The sequence below is a fragment of the Desulfosceptrum tomskiensis genome, from assembly GCF_049818055.1.
GTDB lineage: Bacteria > Bacillota > Desulfotomaculia > Desulfotomaculales > JASEER01 > JBFLVT01.
Genome location: NZ_CP187479.1, coordinates 2225838 through 2240819 on the forward strand (window position 1 = coordinate 2225838; position 14982 = coordinate 2240819).

Annotated in this window: 14 protein-coding genes and 2 riboswitches; of the genes, 12 read left to right on the top strand and 2 right to left on the bottom strand. The window is 59.5% G+C overall.

Features of this window, described 5'->3' with window-relative positions; translation table 11 throughout:
• Nucleotides 1-22 precede the first annotated feature (22 nt).
• Nucleotides 23-934, top strand: coding sequence for a foldase protein PrsA (locus tag ACPV0M_RS11325; protein WP_425620735.1), 912 nt, complete (start codon nt 23-25; stop codon nt 932-934).
• 105 nt (nt 935-1039) lie between these two features.
• Here the strand turns inward: ACPV0M_RS11325 and ACPV0M_RS11330 are convergent, their stop codons facing one another.
• On the bottom strand, nt 1040-1519 hold the full coding sequence (locus ACPV0M_RS11330; RefSeq protein WP_425620736.1) for a Spy/CpxP family protein refolding chaperone: 480 nt from the start codon (nt 1517-1519) through the stop codon (nt 1040-1042).
• 237 nt (nt 1520-1756) lie between these two features.
• On the opposite strand from ACPV0M_RS11330, the gene ACPV0M_RS11335 reads away from it, so the two are divergent.
• The 8 genes from ACPV0M_RS11335 to ACPV0M_RS11370 all read left to right on the top strand — a co-directional run bounded on the left by ACPV0M_RS11335 (nt 1757) and on the right by ACPV0M_RS11370 (nt 9725).
• Nucleotides 1757-2047, top strand: coding sequence for a hypothetical protein (locus ACPV0M_RS11335; protein ID WP_425620737.1), 291 nt, complete (start codon nt 1757-1759; stop codon nt 2045-2047).
• Nucleotides 2048-2293: 246 nt separating this feature from the next.
• A complete protein-coding gene (locus ACPV0M_RS11340) occupies nt 2294-2728 on the top strand; it encodes a helix-turn-helix transcriptional regulator (RefSeq protein ID WP_425620738.1) in 435 nt (144 codons plus the stop codon).
• Nucleotides 2725-3543 (top strand): extracellular solute-binding protein, encoded by an 819-nt coding sequence (locus ACPV0M_RS11345; protein ID WP_425620739.1) that lies wholly within the window; start codon nt 2725-2727, stop codon nt 3541-3543. Before ACPV0M_RS11340 ends, ACPV0M_RS11345 begins: the two co-directional genes overlap by 4 nt.
• A 36-nt stretch (nt 3544-3579) precedes the next feature.
• Nucleotides 3580-4548: a sulfite exporter TauE/SafE family protein gene (locus tag ACPV0M_RS11350; protein WP_425620740.1), complete on the top strand. Its 969-nt coding sequence runs from the start codon at nt 3580-3582 to the stop codon at nt 4546-4548.
• 323 nt (nt 4549-4871) lie between these two features.
• Nucleotides 4872-4934: riboswitch (Fluoride riboswitch) on the top strand.
• A 47-nt stretch (nt 4935-4981) separates the two neighbouring features.
• The gene (locus ACPV0M_RS11355) at nt 4982-6769 is read left to right on the top strand and encodes a dynamin family protein (protein WP_425620741.1); all 1788 of its coding nucleotides are present in this window, start codon (nt 4982-4984) and stop codon (nt 6767-6769) included.
• A complete protein-coding gene (locus ACPV0M_RS11360) occupies nt 6766-7962 on the top strand; it encodes an MFS transporter (RefSeq protein ID WP_425620742.1) in 1197 nt (398 codons plus the stop codon). Before ACPV0M_RS11355 ends, ACPV0M_RS11360 begins: the two co-directional genes overlap by 4 nt.
• Before the next feature lie 60 nt (nt 7963-8022).
• Nucleotides 8023-8083: riboswitch (Fluoride riboswitch) on the top strand.
• Between the two features lie 53 nt (nt 8084-8136).
• On the top strand, nt 8137-9291 hold the full coding sequence (locus ACPV0M_RS11365; protein ID WP_425620743.1) for a cation:proton antiporter: 1155 nt from the start codon (nt 8137-8139) through the stop codon (nt 9289-9291).
• Between the two features lie 17 nt (nt 9292-9308).
• Nucleotides 9309-9725: a universal stress protein gene (locus ACPV0M_RS11370; protein WP_425620744.1), complete on the top strand. Its 417-nt coding sequence runs from the start codon at nt 9309-9311 to the stop codon at nt 9723-9725.
• A gap of 82 nt (nt 9726-9807) precedes the next feature.
• Here ACPV0M_RS11370 and ACPV0M_RS11375 read toward each other — a convergent pair whose 3' ends face one another.
• The gene (locus tag ACPV0M_RS11375; protein ID WP_425620745.1) at nt 9808-10053 is read right to left on the bottom strand and encodes a DUF1540 domain-containing protein; all 246 of its coding nucleotides are present in this window, start codon (nt 10051-10053) and stop codon (nt 9808-9810) included.
• A gap of 165 nt (nt 10054-10218) precedes the next feature.
• Between ACPV0M_RS11375 and ACPV0M_RS11380 the strand changes: the two genes are divergently transcribed.
• The 3 genes from ACPV0M_RS11380 to ACPV0M_RS11390 all read left to right on the top strand — a co-directional run bounded on the left by ACPV0M_RS11380 (nt 10219) and on the right by ACPV0M_RS11390 (nt 14974).
• On the top strand, nt 10219-10680 hold the full coding sequence (locus ACPV0M_RS11380; protein ID WP_425620746.1) for a DUF134 domain-containing protein: 462 nt from the start codon (nt 10219-10221) through the stop codon (nt 10678-10680).
• A gap of 22 nt (nt 10681-10702) precedes the next feature.
• Complete coding sequence (locus ACPV0M_RS11385) at nt 10703-11566, top strand: Mrp/NBP35 family ATP-binding protein (protein ID WP_425620747.1); 864 nt, start codon at nt 10703-10705, stop codon at nt 11564-11566.
• A gap of 357 nt (nt 11567-11923) precedes the next feature.
• Nucleotides 11924-14974, top strand: coding sequence for an FAD-dependent oxidoreductase (locus ACPV0M_RS11390; protein WP_425620748.1), 3051 nt, complete (start codon nt 11924-11926; stop codon nt 14972-14974).
• The last annotated feature ends 8 nt before the right edge of the window (nt 14975-14982 follow it).

Genomic DNA, 14982 nt, shown 5'->3' on the forward strand with positions numbered 1-14982 from the left:
CAACGACAAGGGGGCTTATTTGTTGACTGAACAAAACCAGGGAAAAACAGTGAAGGCTTTCAATTTCAAAATGATTGGCCTGGCCGTATTTGCGGTCTTGGTGCTCGCTCTGGCCGGGGCCTGGTGGAACGGCCGGGGAGAGGTTTTGGCTAGAGTAAACGGTGAGAAGCTGACCAAAGAGCAGCTCTACCAGGAAATGTACAAGCTGGTAGGACGTGAGACTCAAGAAGATCTGGTTGACAGAATGCTGATTATGCAGGAAGCCGAAGAAAAGGGTATTAAGGTGACTCCGGAAGAAATCCAGGCTGAATTAAAGAGTATGAAGGACACCTGGGGGATTGCTTCCGATGAGGAATTGGACCGGATGCTGGCCCTGCAGGGCTCCAGCCTGGAAAAGGTAAAGGAACAGATCGCCATGTGGCACACAGTCCGGAAACTGATCGCCCCCACCGTGACCGTAACCGATGACGAGGCGCGACAGTACTTCACCGACCACCCGGACGAGTTCGGCCAGCCCGAACAGGTCAAAGTACGGCACATCCTGGTCGACACCAGGGATGAGGCAGTCTCTATTCTGCAGGACCTTCGCCGGGGAGCCGACTTTTCGAAGATAGCGGAGCAGAAGTCTAAAGATCATGCCACCGCAGGCAGCGGGGGCGACCTGGGATTCATCAAGAAGGGACAGATGGTGCCCGAGTTTGAAAAGGCGGCGTTCTCCTTGAATCTGGGGGAAATCAGCGACGTGGTGCAGACGCAATACGGCTACCACATCATCCAGGCGCTGGAGAAAAAGGCTGCCGTTAATCCGGCGTTTGAGGACATAAAGGATGATGTAAAAACGAGGCTTATAGATCAAAAAATCCAGGAGAAATTCGATTCCTGGCTGGCGGAACTGCGCAGCCGGGCGAACATTGAATACGCTGACCCCCAGTAACTACATTACTTATCACCGAGTCCAATCATTCGGTAATGGGTGAGACATGCGGAAGGGGAAGGCATTACAGCCTTCCCCTTATCGTAGTTGCGGATCAACATTCGCTTAATTTGAGCTCGGTGCAAAACCGCCGCCGAAGCATCCACGGGCGAATCCGCCGTGACGGCCGCCGCCGAAGCCTCTAGTTTTAGCCATCTGGGCGAGCTGCTCGTCGGTAAGCAGGGACTTCATCTGGTCCCGGTATTGCTGCTGAGCCTTGTAGAGCTGCTCACGGAGATCGTTGATCTCCTTGATCTTGGCGTCTACCGTCGCCTGATCGGCGCCGGGCTGCCACTGCAAGCTGCGCAGTTCAAACATCAGCTGCTGCAGCTTGGCACGGACATCCTGGGTGCTGGCAAAGTGATCCTTCTGCAGGTTCTGGATTTTCTGGGCCTGTTCGGGAGTAAGTTTCAAGGTGTCAGCCATGTTCACCCAGCTGTCGCTGGAGAGCATCCGCGGACCGCCGCCCCACCCGGCAAACGCCGCCTGGGCAAAGGCGAAGACCACCAGTGCGGCAACAGCCACTAACAGCAATCTGCGTTTCATAAGGTCACCTCCTTTCGGCTGGTACCGGCTTTTGGCTATCATACCCAAAAGATTTGACAGCTCTGTGAACAACCGGTAACGAAAGCTCGAACACTTTTTGAATGCGTACAAGGCAAGTATATGCGGAGGATTTCTCATCCAGGATTTGCTGGTTATTAGGAAAATCGTGTTACTATCTTGAATAAGAACGGTAATGAGAGGTATGGGAGAGGGTGCGTTTCGATTAACAGTTACAGGATGGCCAGAAAGGTCCATAAGTTTTTGGCGATACCAGCGGCAGTACTGTTTATCCTCATCGCGGTTACCGGTTTGTTCATGGAGAACAGTACAACCGGCGGCCGGCAGTATCGCCAGGGAATTCAGCAAAGGGCGGGATACGAAAACCAGGTCCAAGCTGATACTGTACCCGTCAGCAGTTCCACTGTCAGGACGTGGCACCGGAGTGTCAGCGAGCTGACGGCCTATGTTTTGCTTTTGATGACCGGAACGGGCTTATGGATGTACTTCTATCCCAGGTATCGCCGTTAATCCCGAATTAAAGCTTTGGCCGCACCAGTAAGAGTCACTGCAAAAACGGGGTGCAATCCCGCCGTTCGTGTTTTGTCCCCTTCTGCTCCTTACCCGGACAAGCCCAAGTTTTAACCTGCCCCGGCTAATTGGCTGCGCAAGTAAGTCAAGTAAGTATGGAAGAAAGGTTGTTGTCAGAGCGGCGAACGGCATGCTATTATTTTCACAACACTAAGTGCATTATGCAAATAGAAGAGATGTGCAAACATGAGCCGGCAAAATGTCTTGAACGGTGAGTCATCGGAATATGCTGCCTACCTGCGGGCCGAGCGGCTTTTGCAGCCGGGGCTCTTGCTGCTGCTCTCGCTGCGCCCCATGCACGGCTACGAACTGATCCAGATGTTAAACGGTGTGGCCTTTACCGGTGAGGAGAGCGACCCGGCTACGGTTTACCGCAACCTCAGGCGGATGGAGGACGACGGCCTGGTGCACTCGCAGTGGGAGGCCGGGGAGTCCGGCCCCGCACGGCGGGTCTACCACCTGACAGTTGAAGGAGAGCATCTTTTAGATATGATGGCCGCCAATGCGCGCCGCCGCCGCGAACAGCTGGAGGCGTTCTTAAGGCTGTTTGAGAACATCCGGGGCGGCCTTATCACGCAAGAAAACATCGAGGAAGTTATGAAAGGTGATGAGGTCCGATGAGCGAGGCGTCTCTACACATCCTGCACGCCGGGGCGCTGAGGGGCCCGCTCAAGGAGTGCGCGCGGGTCTTCCAGGATGCCCACCCGGGTGTAACGGTGACGATGCAGGGAGCCGGGTCCCGGGAATGCGCCCGCCGGCTGCAGCATGGGGAAAAGGCCGACGTCATCGTGCTGGCCGATCCGGCTATCTTCGTCGACTTCCTGGCTCCGGATATCGTGGCCCGGTGCTTTGTTTTCGCTACTGACCGGATTGTCATTGTTTTTGACGAATACTCCAGGGGGCAAGGAGGGATCGACAGCCGGAACTGGATGGACGTCTTGCTCGCCGACCGGGTTACGTATGCCCGTTCGGATGAGGACCTGGATCCCTGCGGCTACCGGACGCTGATGGTCTGGCAGCTGGCCGAGCGGTACTACAACCGCGGCGGCCTCTACACGCGACTGCAGGCCCGGTGCCCGCGCGACCGGATTGTCTCCAAGTCGATCGACCTGGTCGAGCTGGTTGCCCAGGGACGTATCGATTACGCCTTTGTCTATTCCTCGGTAGCCAAACAGTTTGACCTGCGGCACCTGACCTTGCCGCGGGAGATCGACCTTTCCAGCCCCGCCTTCGCCGAACGGTACGCGCGGGCGGCGGTGACCTTGGAGGGGCGGCAGCCCGGGGAAACGGCGGTGGTCAGGGGCGCACCTATCGAGTTTGCCATCGGGGTTCACCGGCAGACAAAACACCCGGCCCTGGCGCAGGCCTTCCTGGATTTGGTGCACGGCCGCGAGGGGCAGAGGATACTGGAAGAGAACGGGCTGATTCCCTGCTGAATGAGAAGTGGGATATAGAAAGGAGAGAGGGTATAAATGCACTTCCCCGTTTCGGGCGTCGACGTTTTTCCGCTGATCCCCCCGCTGGTGGCTTTTCTGGTTTCCACTATGACCGCTCCGGCCGGCGTTTCGGGCGCCTTCCTGCTCCTGCCCTTCCAGGTGAGCGTCCTCGGCTTCGTCAGCCCTGCGGTCAGCCCGACGAACTTGATCTACAACATCGTGGCCATTCCCGGCGGGCTTTACCGCTACATCAAGGAAGGGCGGATGGCCTGGCCGCTGACCTGGGTGGTGATCGTCGGCACGCTGCCCGGGGTCTTCGCCGGGTCTTTGATCCGCATCCAGTACCTGCCTGACCCGCGGGCCTTCAAGCTCTTCGTCGGCCTGGTCCTGCTGTACCTAGGGGTGCGCACCCTTTACGAGTCGACGGGACGCGCCCGCGAGGGAAAGAAGAAGCAGAAGGCGCTTGAGCAGAAATTCAAGGAGCGCGTGCAGCAGCAGAAGGAACAACTCAAGGGACGCCTGGCCGCCGGCCTGCCGGCGGATGCCGTGGTCATGACGAAGTCGGTGTCGCTGTCCCGCATCGAGTACGAGTTCTGGGGCGAGACTTTTTCCTTCAGCACGATGACGATCTTTATCCTGGCCCTTGTTGTCGGCTTGATCGGCGGCATCTACGGCATCGGCGGCGGGGCGATCATTGCGCCCTTCGTGGTGTCGATGATGGGGCTGCCGATCTACACCGTGGCCGGCGCCGCCCTGGCCGGGACCTTCCTGACCTCCATCGCCGGCGTGACATTCTTCGAGATCCTGGCCCTTACTTCTTACGCCGCCGATAAGGTGGTCCGCCCCGACTGGGCCCTGGGCGCCCTCTTCGGCGTCGGCGGCCTGGCCGGCACCTACGTCGGGGCGCGCTTTCAGAAGTACCTGCCGGAGCGGTGGATCAAGGTCCTGCTGGGAATTCTGATCACCGGCCTGGCGCTCGAGTACATCATCCAGTTCTTTGTCTAGGAGAGTGCCGCAAAAAGCCAATACACTGGTTTTGGCATAGGCATCTCTAGGGTACGGCTATGCTTCAGAAGTTACCCTTAAGACCGCTCAAAAAGAGGTCCGAGGCAAGAGGTCAGAGGTCGGTTACGGGAAGCGATTGCTTCGCGATTGCAAGTCTATAATCCTTAGCAATCGCTCTGCGGATTTCATCAGGTCAGATTTCTGACTTCTGGCATCCGATCCTTTTTGCCAGGCGCAGTTTTTCAGCGGTCTCCTAGGGCCTCCAGAGTCCCTTGACAGCACGAAACGGACTACCTTAAGATAAAGAGTAGTTGTGAATGGCGGAACATGGAGGCGATGGGGTTCGCCTGAATTACCACGCCGTGGTTGATAACCCCTACCGAGCGGCCTGACGCTGCTGGGTAGGGGTTTTGTTTTTAGGGTGGTGACAATCGTGACAGGCGACTATGCCAAACGGAAGACAGCTTTGCAGAAGACGGTGGAGGAACTGACGGCCATCGTCGGGCAAAAAGGGAACCGTTTTGCCGCCGAGCTGCTCGCCGAAAGCGCCGAGCGGCTGCGGCAGGAAACGATCACCCTGGTGGTGCTGGGGGAGTTCAAGCGGGGCAAGTCCACGCTGATCAACGCCCTTCTGGGGGATAGAGTCCTTCCGTCGGCGGTGGTCCCCCTGACGGCCATTCCGACCGTTATCCACCACGGTCCGGAGCCGGCCGCCAGGGTTTACTACCTGGACGGGCGGGATGAGCCGATCGGCCTTTCAGCAATTCCGGACTTTGTCACCGAAAAAGGAAACCCGGCCAATGTGAAAAAAGTACGCGAGGTCGTCGTTACCCACCCGTCGCCCTACCTGGCCCAGGGCGTCATCCTGGTGGATACGCCCGGGGTAGGGTCGGTATACGAACACAATACCCAGGCCGCTTACGGCTACCTCCCGCGCGCCGACGCCGGCATTTTTCTGGTTTCGGTCGACGCTCCCCTCGGGAAGACCGAGCTGGCCTACCTGCACGACATTCGCGAGTACGTGGGCAAGATGATTTTCGTCCTCAACAAGGCCGATCTCGTCCGGGAGGCCGACCTTGGCGAAGCGATCGCATTTGTGACACAAATCCTGCGCGAGCATTTAAAGACGCCCGGGATCACCGTCCTGCCTGTCTCCGCCAAGCAGGCTCTTGAAGGAAAGCTGACCGGCAACGAAAGCCTTTACCGGCAGAGCCGCATGGGCGAGCTGGAGGCCCTCCTGCGCACGGTAGCCGAGAAGGAGAAGGCCGCACTGATCCTTTCGGCGGTAGCTTCCCGGGCGCAGCGGATTATCAATGAACTGGCGCTTGAACTGGAGCTGTGGCGGCGGGGCATGGACGAATCCCTGGAGAGCCTGCAGGAGAAGCTTGATGCTTTTACCAAAGAACTCGCGGTTCTCGAGCAGGAGCGCGAAGACAGTATCTACCTGCTGTACCGAGAGGTCGAAAAACTGGGCGACCGGGTGGGGGAAGAAATCGAGGCGTTCAAAAAACAGATGCAGCCCGCGCTGGCCGCCCGGCTCGAGGCCTATATCAACAAGATCTGGCCGGGCAGGTCCGTAAGGCAGATCGCCGAGGAGACCCAGGAGTTCACCAAGCGGATCATCCTCGAGGTCCTGCAGGTCAAACAGGACGAGCTGCGGACGGCCGTGCGCAAGGATTTTGAAAGTGTGGCGCAGCGCTTCTTCGCCCGGATCGAGGCCGTTGTCGACCGCATGATGACCGTTTCGGCCGCCATCTTCAACGTTCCCGTCCACAAGACGGACTACAAGGAGTACATCCTGGGCGACCGCTTCTTCTATTTCCACTTCTGGGATAACCCGACTTTCATTCCCGCCTTTGAGGAATTGACGGTGGTGTCGATGCTCCCGAAGAGCCTGATCCGCAAGAAGGTCACGGGCAACGCCCGGCACAAACTTGAAGAACTGCTGGACCGCAATTGCGGCCGGGTGCGGGCCGACATCGTCACCGGGCTGACCGAGCGCGTCCGGGAGGTGGCCGGCCAGCTGCGCCTGCGCGCCGACGCCGTGGCTTTCGGGCTCAAGAGCGCCATTGAACGCGCCCTGACCGACCGCCAGGCCGGGGAGGAGGAAAGGAAGCAAGCTCTGGCGCAGTGCCGGGCCGAGCTGGAGCGCCTTGCTGAGCTGCGGGCGACGGTCGAGGAAGTTTTGAGAACAACACTTTTTGAGGAGGAAAAGCCTTGACTAGGGAGGACGGCGGTAAGAGACAGGCGTTTAAGTTTATTGTCTTGCTGGGCGTTGTCAGCCTTTTTGCCGATTTTACCTATGAAGGGGCGCGCAGCATCTCCGGCCCGTTCCTGGCCCTGCTTGGCGCCAGCGGCCTTATTGTAGGGCTGGTCTCTGGGTTCGGGGAGTTCTTGGGGTACGGGCTGCGCCTTGTCTCGGGGTACTGGGCCGACCGGACGCGCAGGTACTGGCTGCTGACGGCGTTCGGGTACGGGATCAACCTGCTGGCCGTGCCCGCCCTGGCCCTTGCCGGGCGGTGGGAGACGGCAGCCGGGCTCCTGATCCTGGAACGCATGGGGAAGGGTTTGCGCACGCCGGCCCGGGACGCGATGCTTTCTTTTGCCACGTCAAAGACCGGGCGCGGGTGGGGGTTCGCCATCCACGAGGCTCTCGACCAGGTGGGGGCCCTGGCGGGTCCCCTGCTCGCCGCCGCGGCCCTCTACCTGGGCGGCAATTACAGGGTCGGGTTCGGAATTTTGCTGGTGCCGGCGCTGCTGGCGCTGGGAACATTGACGTGGGCGCGGCAGACCTTTCCGGCGCCGCATCTTCTGGAGCAGGCTCCCGAGGTGCGCGGAGAGCCCCGCAAGCCGCGGCTCCCGCGCGTGTTCTGGCTGTACGTGGCTTTTACGGCCGTAACGGTCGGCGGGTTTGCCAACTACCAGATCGTATCCTACCATTTCAAGCTGCAGGGCGTCGTTTCCGACGTGCAGATCCCCGTGCTTTATGCCGTGGCCATGGGCGTGGACGCCGTCGTGGCCCTGCTGGCCGGCAGGTTCTATGACCGTGCGGGGCTCGGCACCCTCATCGCCGTGCCGCTCTTAGTCCTGCCGCTGCCCTGGCTGATTTTCGGCAACGGCTATCTCCCGGCCCTGGCCGGGATGGTCCTCTGGGGAGCGGTGATGGGCATCCAGGAAACAACCATGCGTGCCGCCGTCGCCGACATGGTCGGGCCGGGCGGGCGCGCTTTCGCCTACGGGATTTTCAACACCGCCTACGGCGGGGCCTGGATGCTGGGCAGCGTTATTCTGGGTTATCTCTACGACATACGCCTGGCTTACGTCACTCTGTTTATCGTGGCCCTGGAGGTGCTGGCGCTGCCCCTGTTCTGGCTGGTCTGGCGCAGGGCGAAGACCGAAAACCCTGCGGCCTGAAGGTTAAAAAGGTACTTGACGCCGCGTTTGCCGGTTGGATAAGATACTAAAGTGGAATAAGATAGCCAGGGCGATGGGGCTCGCCTTTAAGCGCAGCGATGCTGATGGCTCCTACCGATACGGGTGGGGGCCTTTTTGTTCCGGTCTCGACCAGATGCAGCAGGAGGGGAAACAGTGAACGAGTGGCTCGTCGCCTCATTGTGGATCGGGCTCGCCCTTGCCGCGGGACTGGTTTCGGTCCGTCTCGGATTATCGGTGGCCATTACCGAAATCATGTTCGGCGTGATCGGGGGCAACTTCCTCCACCTGGAGGTCGTTCCCTGGGTGCAGATGCTGGCCGGCTTCGGCAGCGTGTTTTTAACCTTCCTGGCCGGGGCCGAGGTCGACCCGGTGGTCCTGCGCAGCAAGTTTAAAGAGAGCGTGTCCATCGGCACGGCCTCTTTTTTCTTTCCTTTCCTGGCCGCCTTCGCCTACGCTTACTGGGTGGCCGGCTGGACGATGGACGCCTCGCTGATCGCCGGGATCGCCCTGTCCACGACCTCGGTGGCCGTGGTCTACGCGGTGATGGTGGAGACGGGCCTCAACGAAACCGAACTCGGCAAGATCATCCTGGCCGCCTGTTTCGTCACCGACCTGGGCACGGTCCTGGCCCTGGGCATTTTCTTCGCTAATTTCGATGTCTGGCTCGGCATCTTTATCGGTGTTTCGGCCGTGGTGCTGGCCGTCACCCCGAAGCTCACGCCGTGGTTCGCCTCCCGGTACGGCAACCGGGTCAGCCAGATGGAGGCCAAATACTTCCTGTTCCTTTTGTTCTTCCTGGGCGGCCTGGCTTTGAAGGCCAACAGTGAGGCTGTTCTGCCGGCCTACCTGCTGGGCCTGTCCGTGGCCGGCTTCTTTATGGCGCACCGGGAACTGCTGGCGCGGTTGAGGGCGATGGCTTTCGCCGTTTTAACGCCTTTCTTCTTCCTTAAAGCGGGTCTCTTTATTTCCCTGCCTGCCATCGCCTCGGGGGCGCTGCTGATCGTCATCTACCTGGCCGTTAAGGTCGTCGCCAAATTCGCCGGCGTGTTGCCGCTTACCAAGCTGTTCCGGTTCAGCAGCCGCAACGGGATGTACACGACCCTGCTGATGTCGACGGGTCTGACTTTTGGTACGATTTCTTCCCTTTTCGGCCTGTCGCATGGGATAATTAACCAGGAACAGTACACCATCCTGGTAACAGCCGTGATCAGCAGCGCCATCGTGCCCACGGTTATCGCGCAGGCCTTCTTCCGGCCCAGGGCGCAAGAATGCTTTTTTGACGGCGGAAAGAGTACAGGGGAAGGATAAGTTGAGGAGGGTCGGAGATGTTTAAGAAGATAATGGTGGCCTACGACGGCTCGGACCATGCCCTGAAGGCGTTTGCCGCCGGCCTGGACCTCGCCGGGAAGTACGGGGCTTCGCTCGATGTCGTGATGGTCGCTCACCTGCCCGACTACGCCGGGAGCGTGGGGGAAGTCGAAGACATTAAAGCGCAGGCGCAGGCGTTTTATGACAAGAGCCTCGCAAAGATTAAACCGGCTCTTGATCGTGAAAACGTCACGGCGCACCTGCTGTTCGGCCATGTTGGGCAGACCCTGGTTCGTTTCGCGAACGAAAACGAGGTAGACCTGATTGTTGTAGGAGCAAGGGGCTTAAGCCGCTTGCAACAATTGGTTATCGGCAGCGTTTCCCAGTTCGTGACCAGACATGCTCATTGCCCCGTTCTGATGATAAAGGGGTAGACCATACCGAACAGGCCCATTAAACGGAGAGAGGAACTCGTCGTCAGAGTTCCTCTTTAGGTTCAATTAGGCGAGAATTTCTTTAAGACATCTTCCTGGTGGCGCCGTCCACGTTGGTGGCCGGGGAACCCCTGTCGACGAAGGTCTTGCAGGCCGTGTCTATGCAATTTTTCACCGGCGTGGCGTTAGCCTGTTTTGCGTCCTTCGCGTCCCAGCTCTCGGGGGCCTTTTGGGCCAGCTCGTCGGAACAGATCAGGATGTCCGAGGCCGCGCATTTGTTGCCTGAGGCCCAGTAATGGCAGTTGTTGACGGTGCACATAACAGCCATGTTGTTTCCCTCCTTGCGATTTTCCCTTAGTATGCCCGCGGCCGCACGGAGGTATGAGACGGGATTTAATTGTCGCTATGCTCGAAATCATTGACCAATGTTGACTGTTTTACTATAATTTTAGTTACGGTTACCAGCCTACTTTCTTCAGCAGGAGAGGATATAATGGGACGCCCGCCCAAGTGCCGTCGTGTCGAATTTCTGCCTCACTGCACCTATTTCAAACCGGCAGGTATCCCGCTGTGGAGCCTGGAAGAGGTCGCCCTGACCATCGAAGAGGTCGAAGCTTTGCGTCTCAAGGATACCGAGGGACTGGAACAGGAGGCCTGCGCCGAGCGCATGGGCATCTCCAGGCCGACCTTCCAGCGTATCCTGACCAGCGCCCGGCAGAAGCTTACGCAGGCCCTCGTCGAGGGGAAGGCCATCCGCCTTGAGGGCGGCAACTACGAGTACGTTTCCCGCCGGTTTCGCTGCGCCGAGTGCCGTATCGAGTGGGACGGGCAGCCGGCCGAGGCTGATCCCTGCTGCCCGAAATGCGGCAGCGAAGAGGTGGCCAGCCTGAGCCAGCGGGGTATGGGCCGCAGAAAAGGGATGCACGGTCGCTCGACCGTACAGAATAAGAAATAACTTTCTGAAGAGGTGACGAGTTTTGGCTCCCGATAAGAAGAATGGCGGCAGCGAACTTGAAATGGCGCCGGCCGGGGGGTGCCCCGGCAAGAAGGGACCGGCCATCGAGAAACTGGCGCCGAACGACCTTTCGGACATCAAGAACGTTGTCGCGGTCATGAGCGGCAAGGGCGGCGTGGGCAAATCCACGGTGACCGCGATAGCGGCCATCGCCCTGGCCCGCGCGGGCAAGAAGGTGGGCATTCTCGATGCCGACCTGACCGGACCCAGCATTCCCAAGCTTTTCGGCGCGACCGAACGCCCCACCGGTACCGAGGGGTATATCCTTCCCGTGAACAGCAAGGGCCTGGGCATCAAGCTGATGTCCATGAACCTTCTCCTGCAAAACCCCGAGGAGCCGGTCATCTGGCGAGGGCCGATCATCGGCAACGCCATCAAGCAGTTCTGGACCGACGTCGCCTGGGGCGATGTCGATTACCTCTTCGTCGACCTTCCCCCGGGGACGGGTGACGCCCCCCTGACGGTGATGCAGTCGCTGCCCATCAACGGCCTCATTATGGTGACCGCGCCGCAGGAACTGGCCATCCTGGTTGTCAAGAAGGCGCTGAACATGGCCCGCATGATGAACATCCCGGTTTACGGCTTCATTGAGAACATGGCTTATTTCGAGTGCGCCAAGTGCGGCGAGAAGTACGAAATCTTCGGTCCCAGCAGGGCGGACAAGGTGGCGGCCGAAACGGGGATGAAGCTGATCGCCCGGATGCCCGTCGACCCGAAGCTGACCGCGATGTCCGATGCGGGCGAGATCGAGAAGTATGAATCTCCTGTTCTGGAAGCGTTAGCCATGTTTTTCTTCGAATATGGCAGTGCCCAGCAGGGTAATTAGTGTATGGCGCCGAATGCTACTGTGGATGAATGAAGAATGAATAAAAAGAACGCCCAGTCGGCGTTATACGCCGGACGGGCGTTCTTATTGGAGCCTGTCGGGACAAAAGAATTGACAGTGAACTGACGGGCGAATTATACTATGGACAAGATTTGGGGTGAAGTCCGAGGTCCTCGGAATTGTGGGCCCGGTTTTGCGTCTTCTTTTGCCGGTTGTTTGACTGACTAAAGAATGAATCAAAAGGAGGGGGTGGGGAAAACTCGCTGCGGTTTACCAACGGGTTGATAGATTCCAGGTTTTTGGCTCGGCAAAGAAATTTGCCGGGACGCTCAAATGGGAGGACGGGTGTGTAGCACTATGCCGAATAAGATTGGATCGGTTATGGTGGTGGGCGGCGGTATCGCCGGCGTTCAGGCTTCGCTGGACCTCGCTGACGCCGGGTACAAGGTCTACCTGGTCGAGAAGTCCCCGGCTATCGGCGGTGTAATGGCCTCGCTGGATAAGACCTTCCCCACCAACGACTGCTCAATGTGTATCCTTTCCCCGAAGCTGGTAGAATGCGGCCGGCACCCCAACATCGAGCTCGTGACGATGGCCGAATTGACCGGCCTCGACGGTGAGCCCGGAAGCTTTAAGGCCACCGTTGTTCAACAGCCCAGATACGTCGATGCTGACAAGTGCGTTGCCTGCGGCGACTGTGCCGCCAAGTGCCCCGTGAAGGTTCCGGACCCCTTCAACGAAGGCATCAATACGATGAAGATTATCGGCAACAAGTACGCCCAGGCCGTGCCTTCGACCTACGCCATCTGGCAGCCCGACAAGTGCCTCTACCTGACCAAGGGCGTGCAAACGGGCAAACCCGTATGTATGCTCTGCCAGAAAGCCTGCCAGAAGGACGCCATTGATTTCAACCAGAAACCGCAGACCCTGACCCTCGAGGTCGGCGCGGTGATTCTGGCCCCCGGTTTCCAGAAGTTCGATCCCGCCCCGCTCAAGGCCCTCGGCTACGGGACCGTGAAGAACGTGGTCACCAGCCTTGAGTTTGAACGCATCCTCAGCGCTTCCGGTCCCTTCAGCGGCCACCTCGTGCGGCCCTCCGACCACGAGGAGCCGAAGAAGATCGCCTGGCTGCAGTGTGTGGGTTCCCGCGACGTTAAGATCGGCTGCGGTTACTGCTCCTCGGTCTGCTGCACCTACGCGATCAAGGAAGCGATGATCGCCAAGGAGCATGCCCCCGGTAAGCTCGACACCGCCATCTTCTTCATGGATATGCGTACCTTCGGCAAGGGCTTTGAAGCCTACTACGAGCGGGCCAAGAAGGAGACCGGCGTCCGCTTTGTCCGTGCCCGTGTTTACGGCCTGGACCCGCTGGAGGGTGACAGGGTCGGCATCCGTTACGCCAACGAGGACGGCTCCGTTGCCTACGAAGAGTTCGATATGGTCGTCCTGTCGGTCGGCCTCGGCATGCCGAAGAGTGCGGTCGAGATGGCCGAAAAGATCGGCGTCAAGCTGAACAAGTACAACTTCGCCGAGACCTCTACGCTCGCTCCGGTCGAAACCTCGCGTCCGGGTGTCTTCGTCTGCGGCGCCTTCCAGAGCCCGATGGACATCCCGATGACCGTTATGCAGGCCAGCGCGGCCGCTGCCTGTGCCGGCAGCCTGTTGGCGGAAGCCCGCGGGACGCTGGTTACCAAGGAAGAGGCCCCGGCCGAGGTCGACGTTTCCGGCGAGGAGCCGCGCATCGGCGTCTTCGTCTGCCACTGCGGCATCAACATCGGCGCGTACGTCGACGTTCCGGCGGTGAAGGACTTCGCCGCCACCCTGCCGAACGTCGTGTTTGCCACAAATATGCTGTATTCCTGTTCGTCTGACTCCCAGCAGCTGATCAAGGATGCGATTAAGGAGCACAAGCTCAACCGCGTGGTCGTTGCTTCCTGTACCCCGCGGACGCACGAGCCGCTTTTCCGGGCGACCTGCGCCGAAGCCGGCTTGAACCCCTACCTGTTTGAGATGGCCAACATCCGCGAGCACTGTTCCTGGGTCCATATGACGGACAAGGACGCTGCCACGGCGAAGGCCAAGGACATCGTTAAGCGCGCGGTCGCCAAGGCCCGCCTGCTCGAACCGCTTTACACCCTGACCCTCGGTGTCAACCGGGCGGCTCTGGTTATCGGCGGCGGCGTGGCCGGCATGAATTCCGCCCTCGACCTGGCCAGCCAGGGCTTCGATGTCTACCTTGTTGAGAAGGCCGACGTCCTCGGCGGTATGGCCAACAAGATTCACTACACCCTGGAAGGTGTCGACGTCCAGTCCTACGTTAAGGGCTTAATCGCGGCTGTTGAAGGCAACCCGAGGATCAAGGTCTTCAAGGGTGCGACCATTACCGCCGTTGAGGGTTACGTCGGCAACTTTAAGACCACCGTGAGTGCCGGCGGCAAGGAAGAAGTCCTGGAGCACGGCGCTACCGTTATCGCCATCGGTGCCCGGGTCTACCAGCCGACCGAGTACCTCTACGGTCAGGACGCCCGTGTCCTTAGCGCGCTTGAGCTTGAAGAGGAGATCGCTAAGGGCTCCGACAAGGTTAAGGGCGCGAAGAACGTCGTGATGATCAACTGTGTCGGCTCCCGTGAAGAACCCCGGATGTATTGCAGCCGGATTTGCTGCTCGGAGGCTGTTAAGAACGCTCTCAAGCTAAAGGAGCTTAACCCGGACGTCAATGTTTACGTCCTCTACCGCGATATGCGCACCTACGCTTTTAAGGAAGACTTCTACAGGGAAGCCCGTATGAAGGGCGTTGTCTTCGTCCGCTATGACGTCGACCGTAAGCCTGACGTCAAGGCTGTTGACGGCAAGCTGGTCGTGAACGTGTTTGACCCGGTCCTGAACGAGCCGCTGGCTGTCGAGGCCGACCTCCTCGCCCTGAACGTGGCGACGGTGGCTCCGGACAGCAAGGATATCGCCCAGTTCTACAAGGTCTGCGGCGAATACGACGGCGGCTTCTTCCTTGAAGCGCACATGAAGCTGCGCCCGGTCGACTTTGCGACGGACGGCGTCTTCGTGGCCGGCCTGGCTCACGGTCCCAAGTTCCTGGAGGAAGCAATTGCCCAGGGCCGGGCTGCGGCGGGCCGTGCGGCGACCGTGCTGACGAAGGAAGCCCTGGTCGGCGGCGGCGCCGTGGCGCTCGTCAACCAGGATCAGTGCTCCGGCTGCGGTATCTGCGTGACGATTTGCCCGTACAACGCTGTTTCACTGGTCGACAAGGGCGGCAAGCATACGGTTGCCGAAGTCAACGAAGTCCTTTGCAAGGGCTGCGGCACCTGCGTGGCGGCCTGCCCGTCCAAGGCTCTGTCGGCTAGAGGCTTCAAGGATGAGCAGATCTTTGCCGAGATCGCGGCGTTGCTGGCCTAAGGAATGAC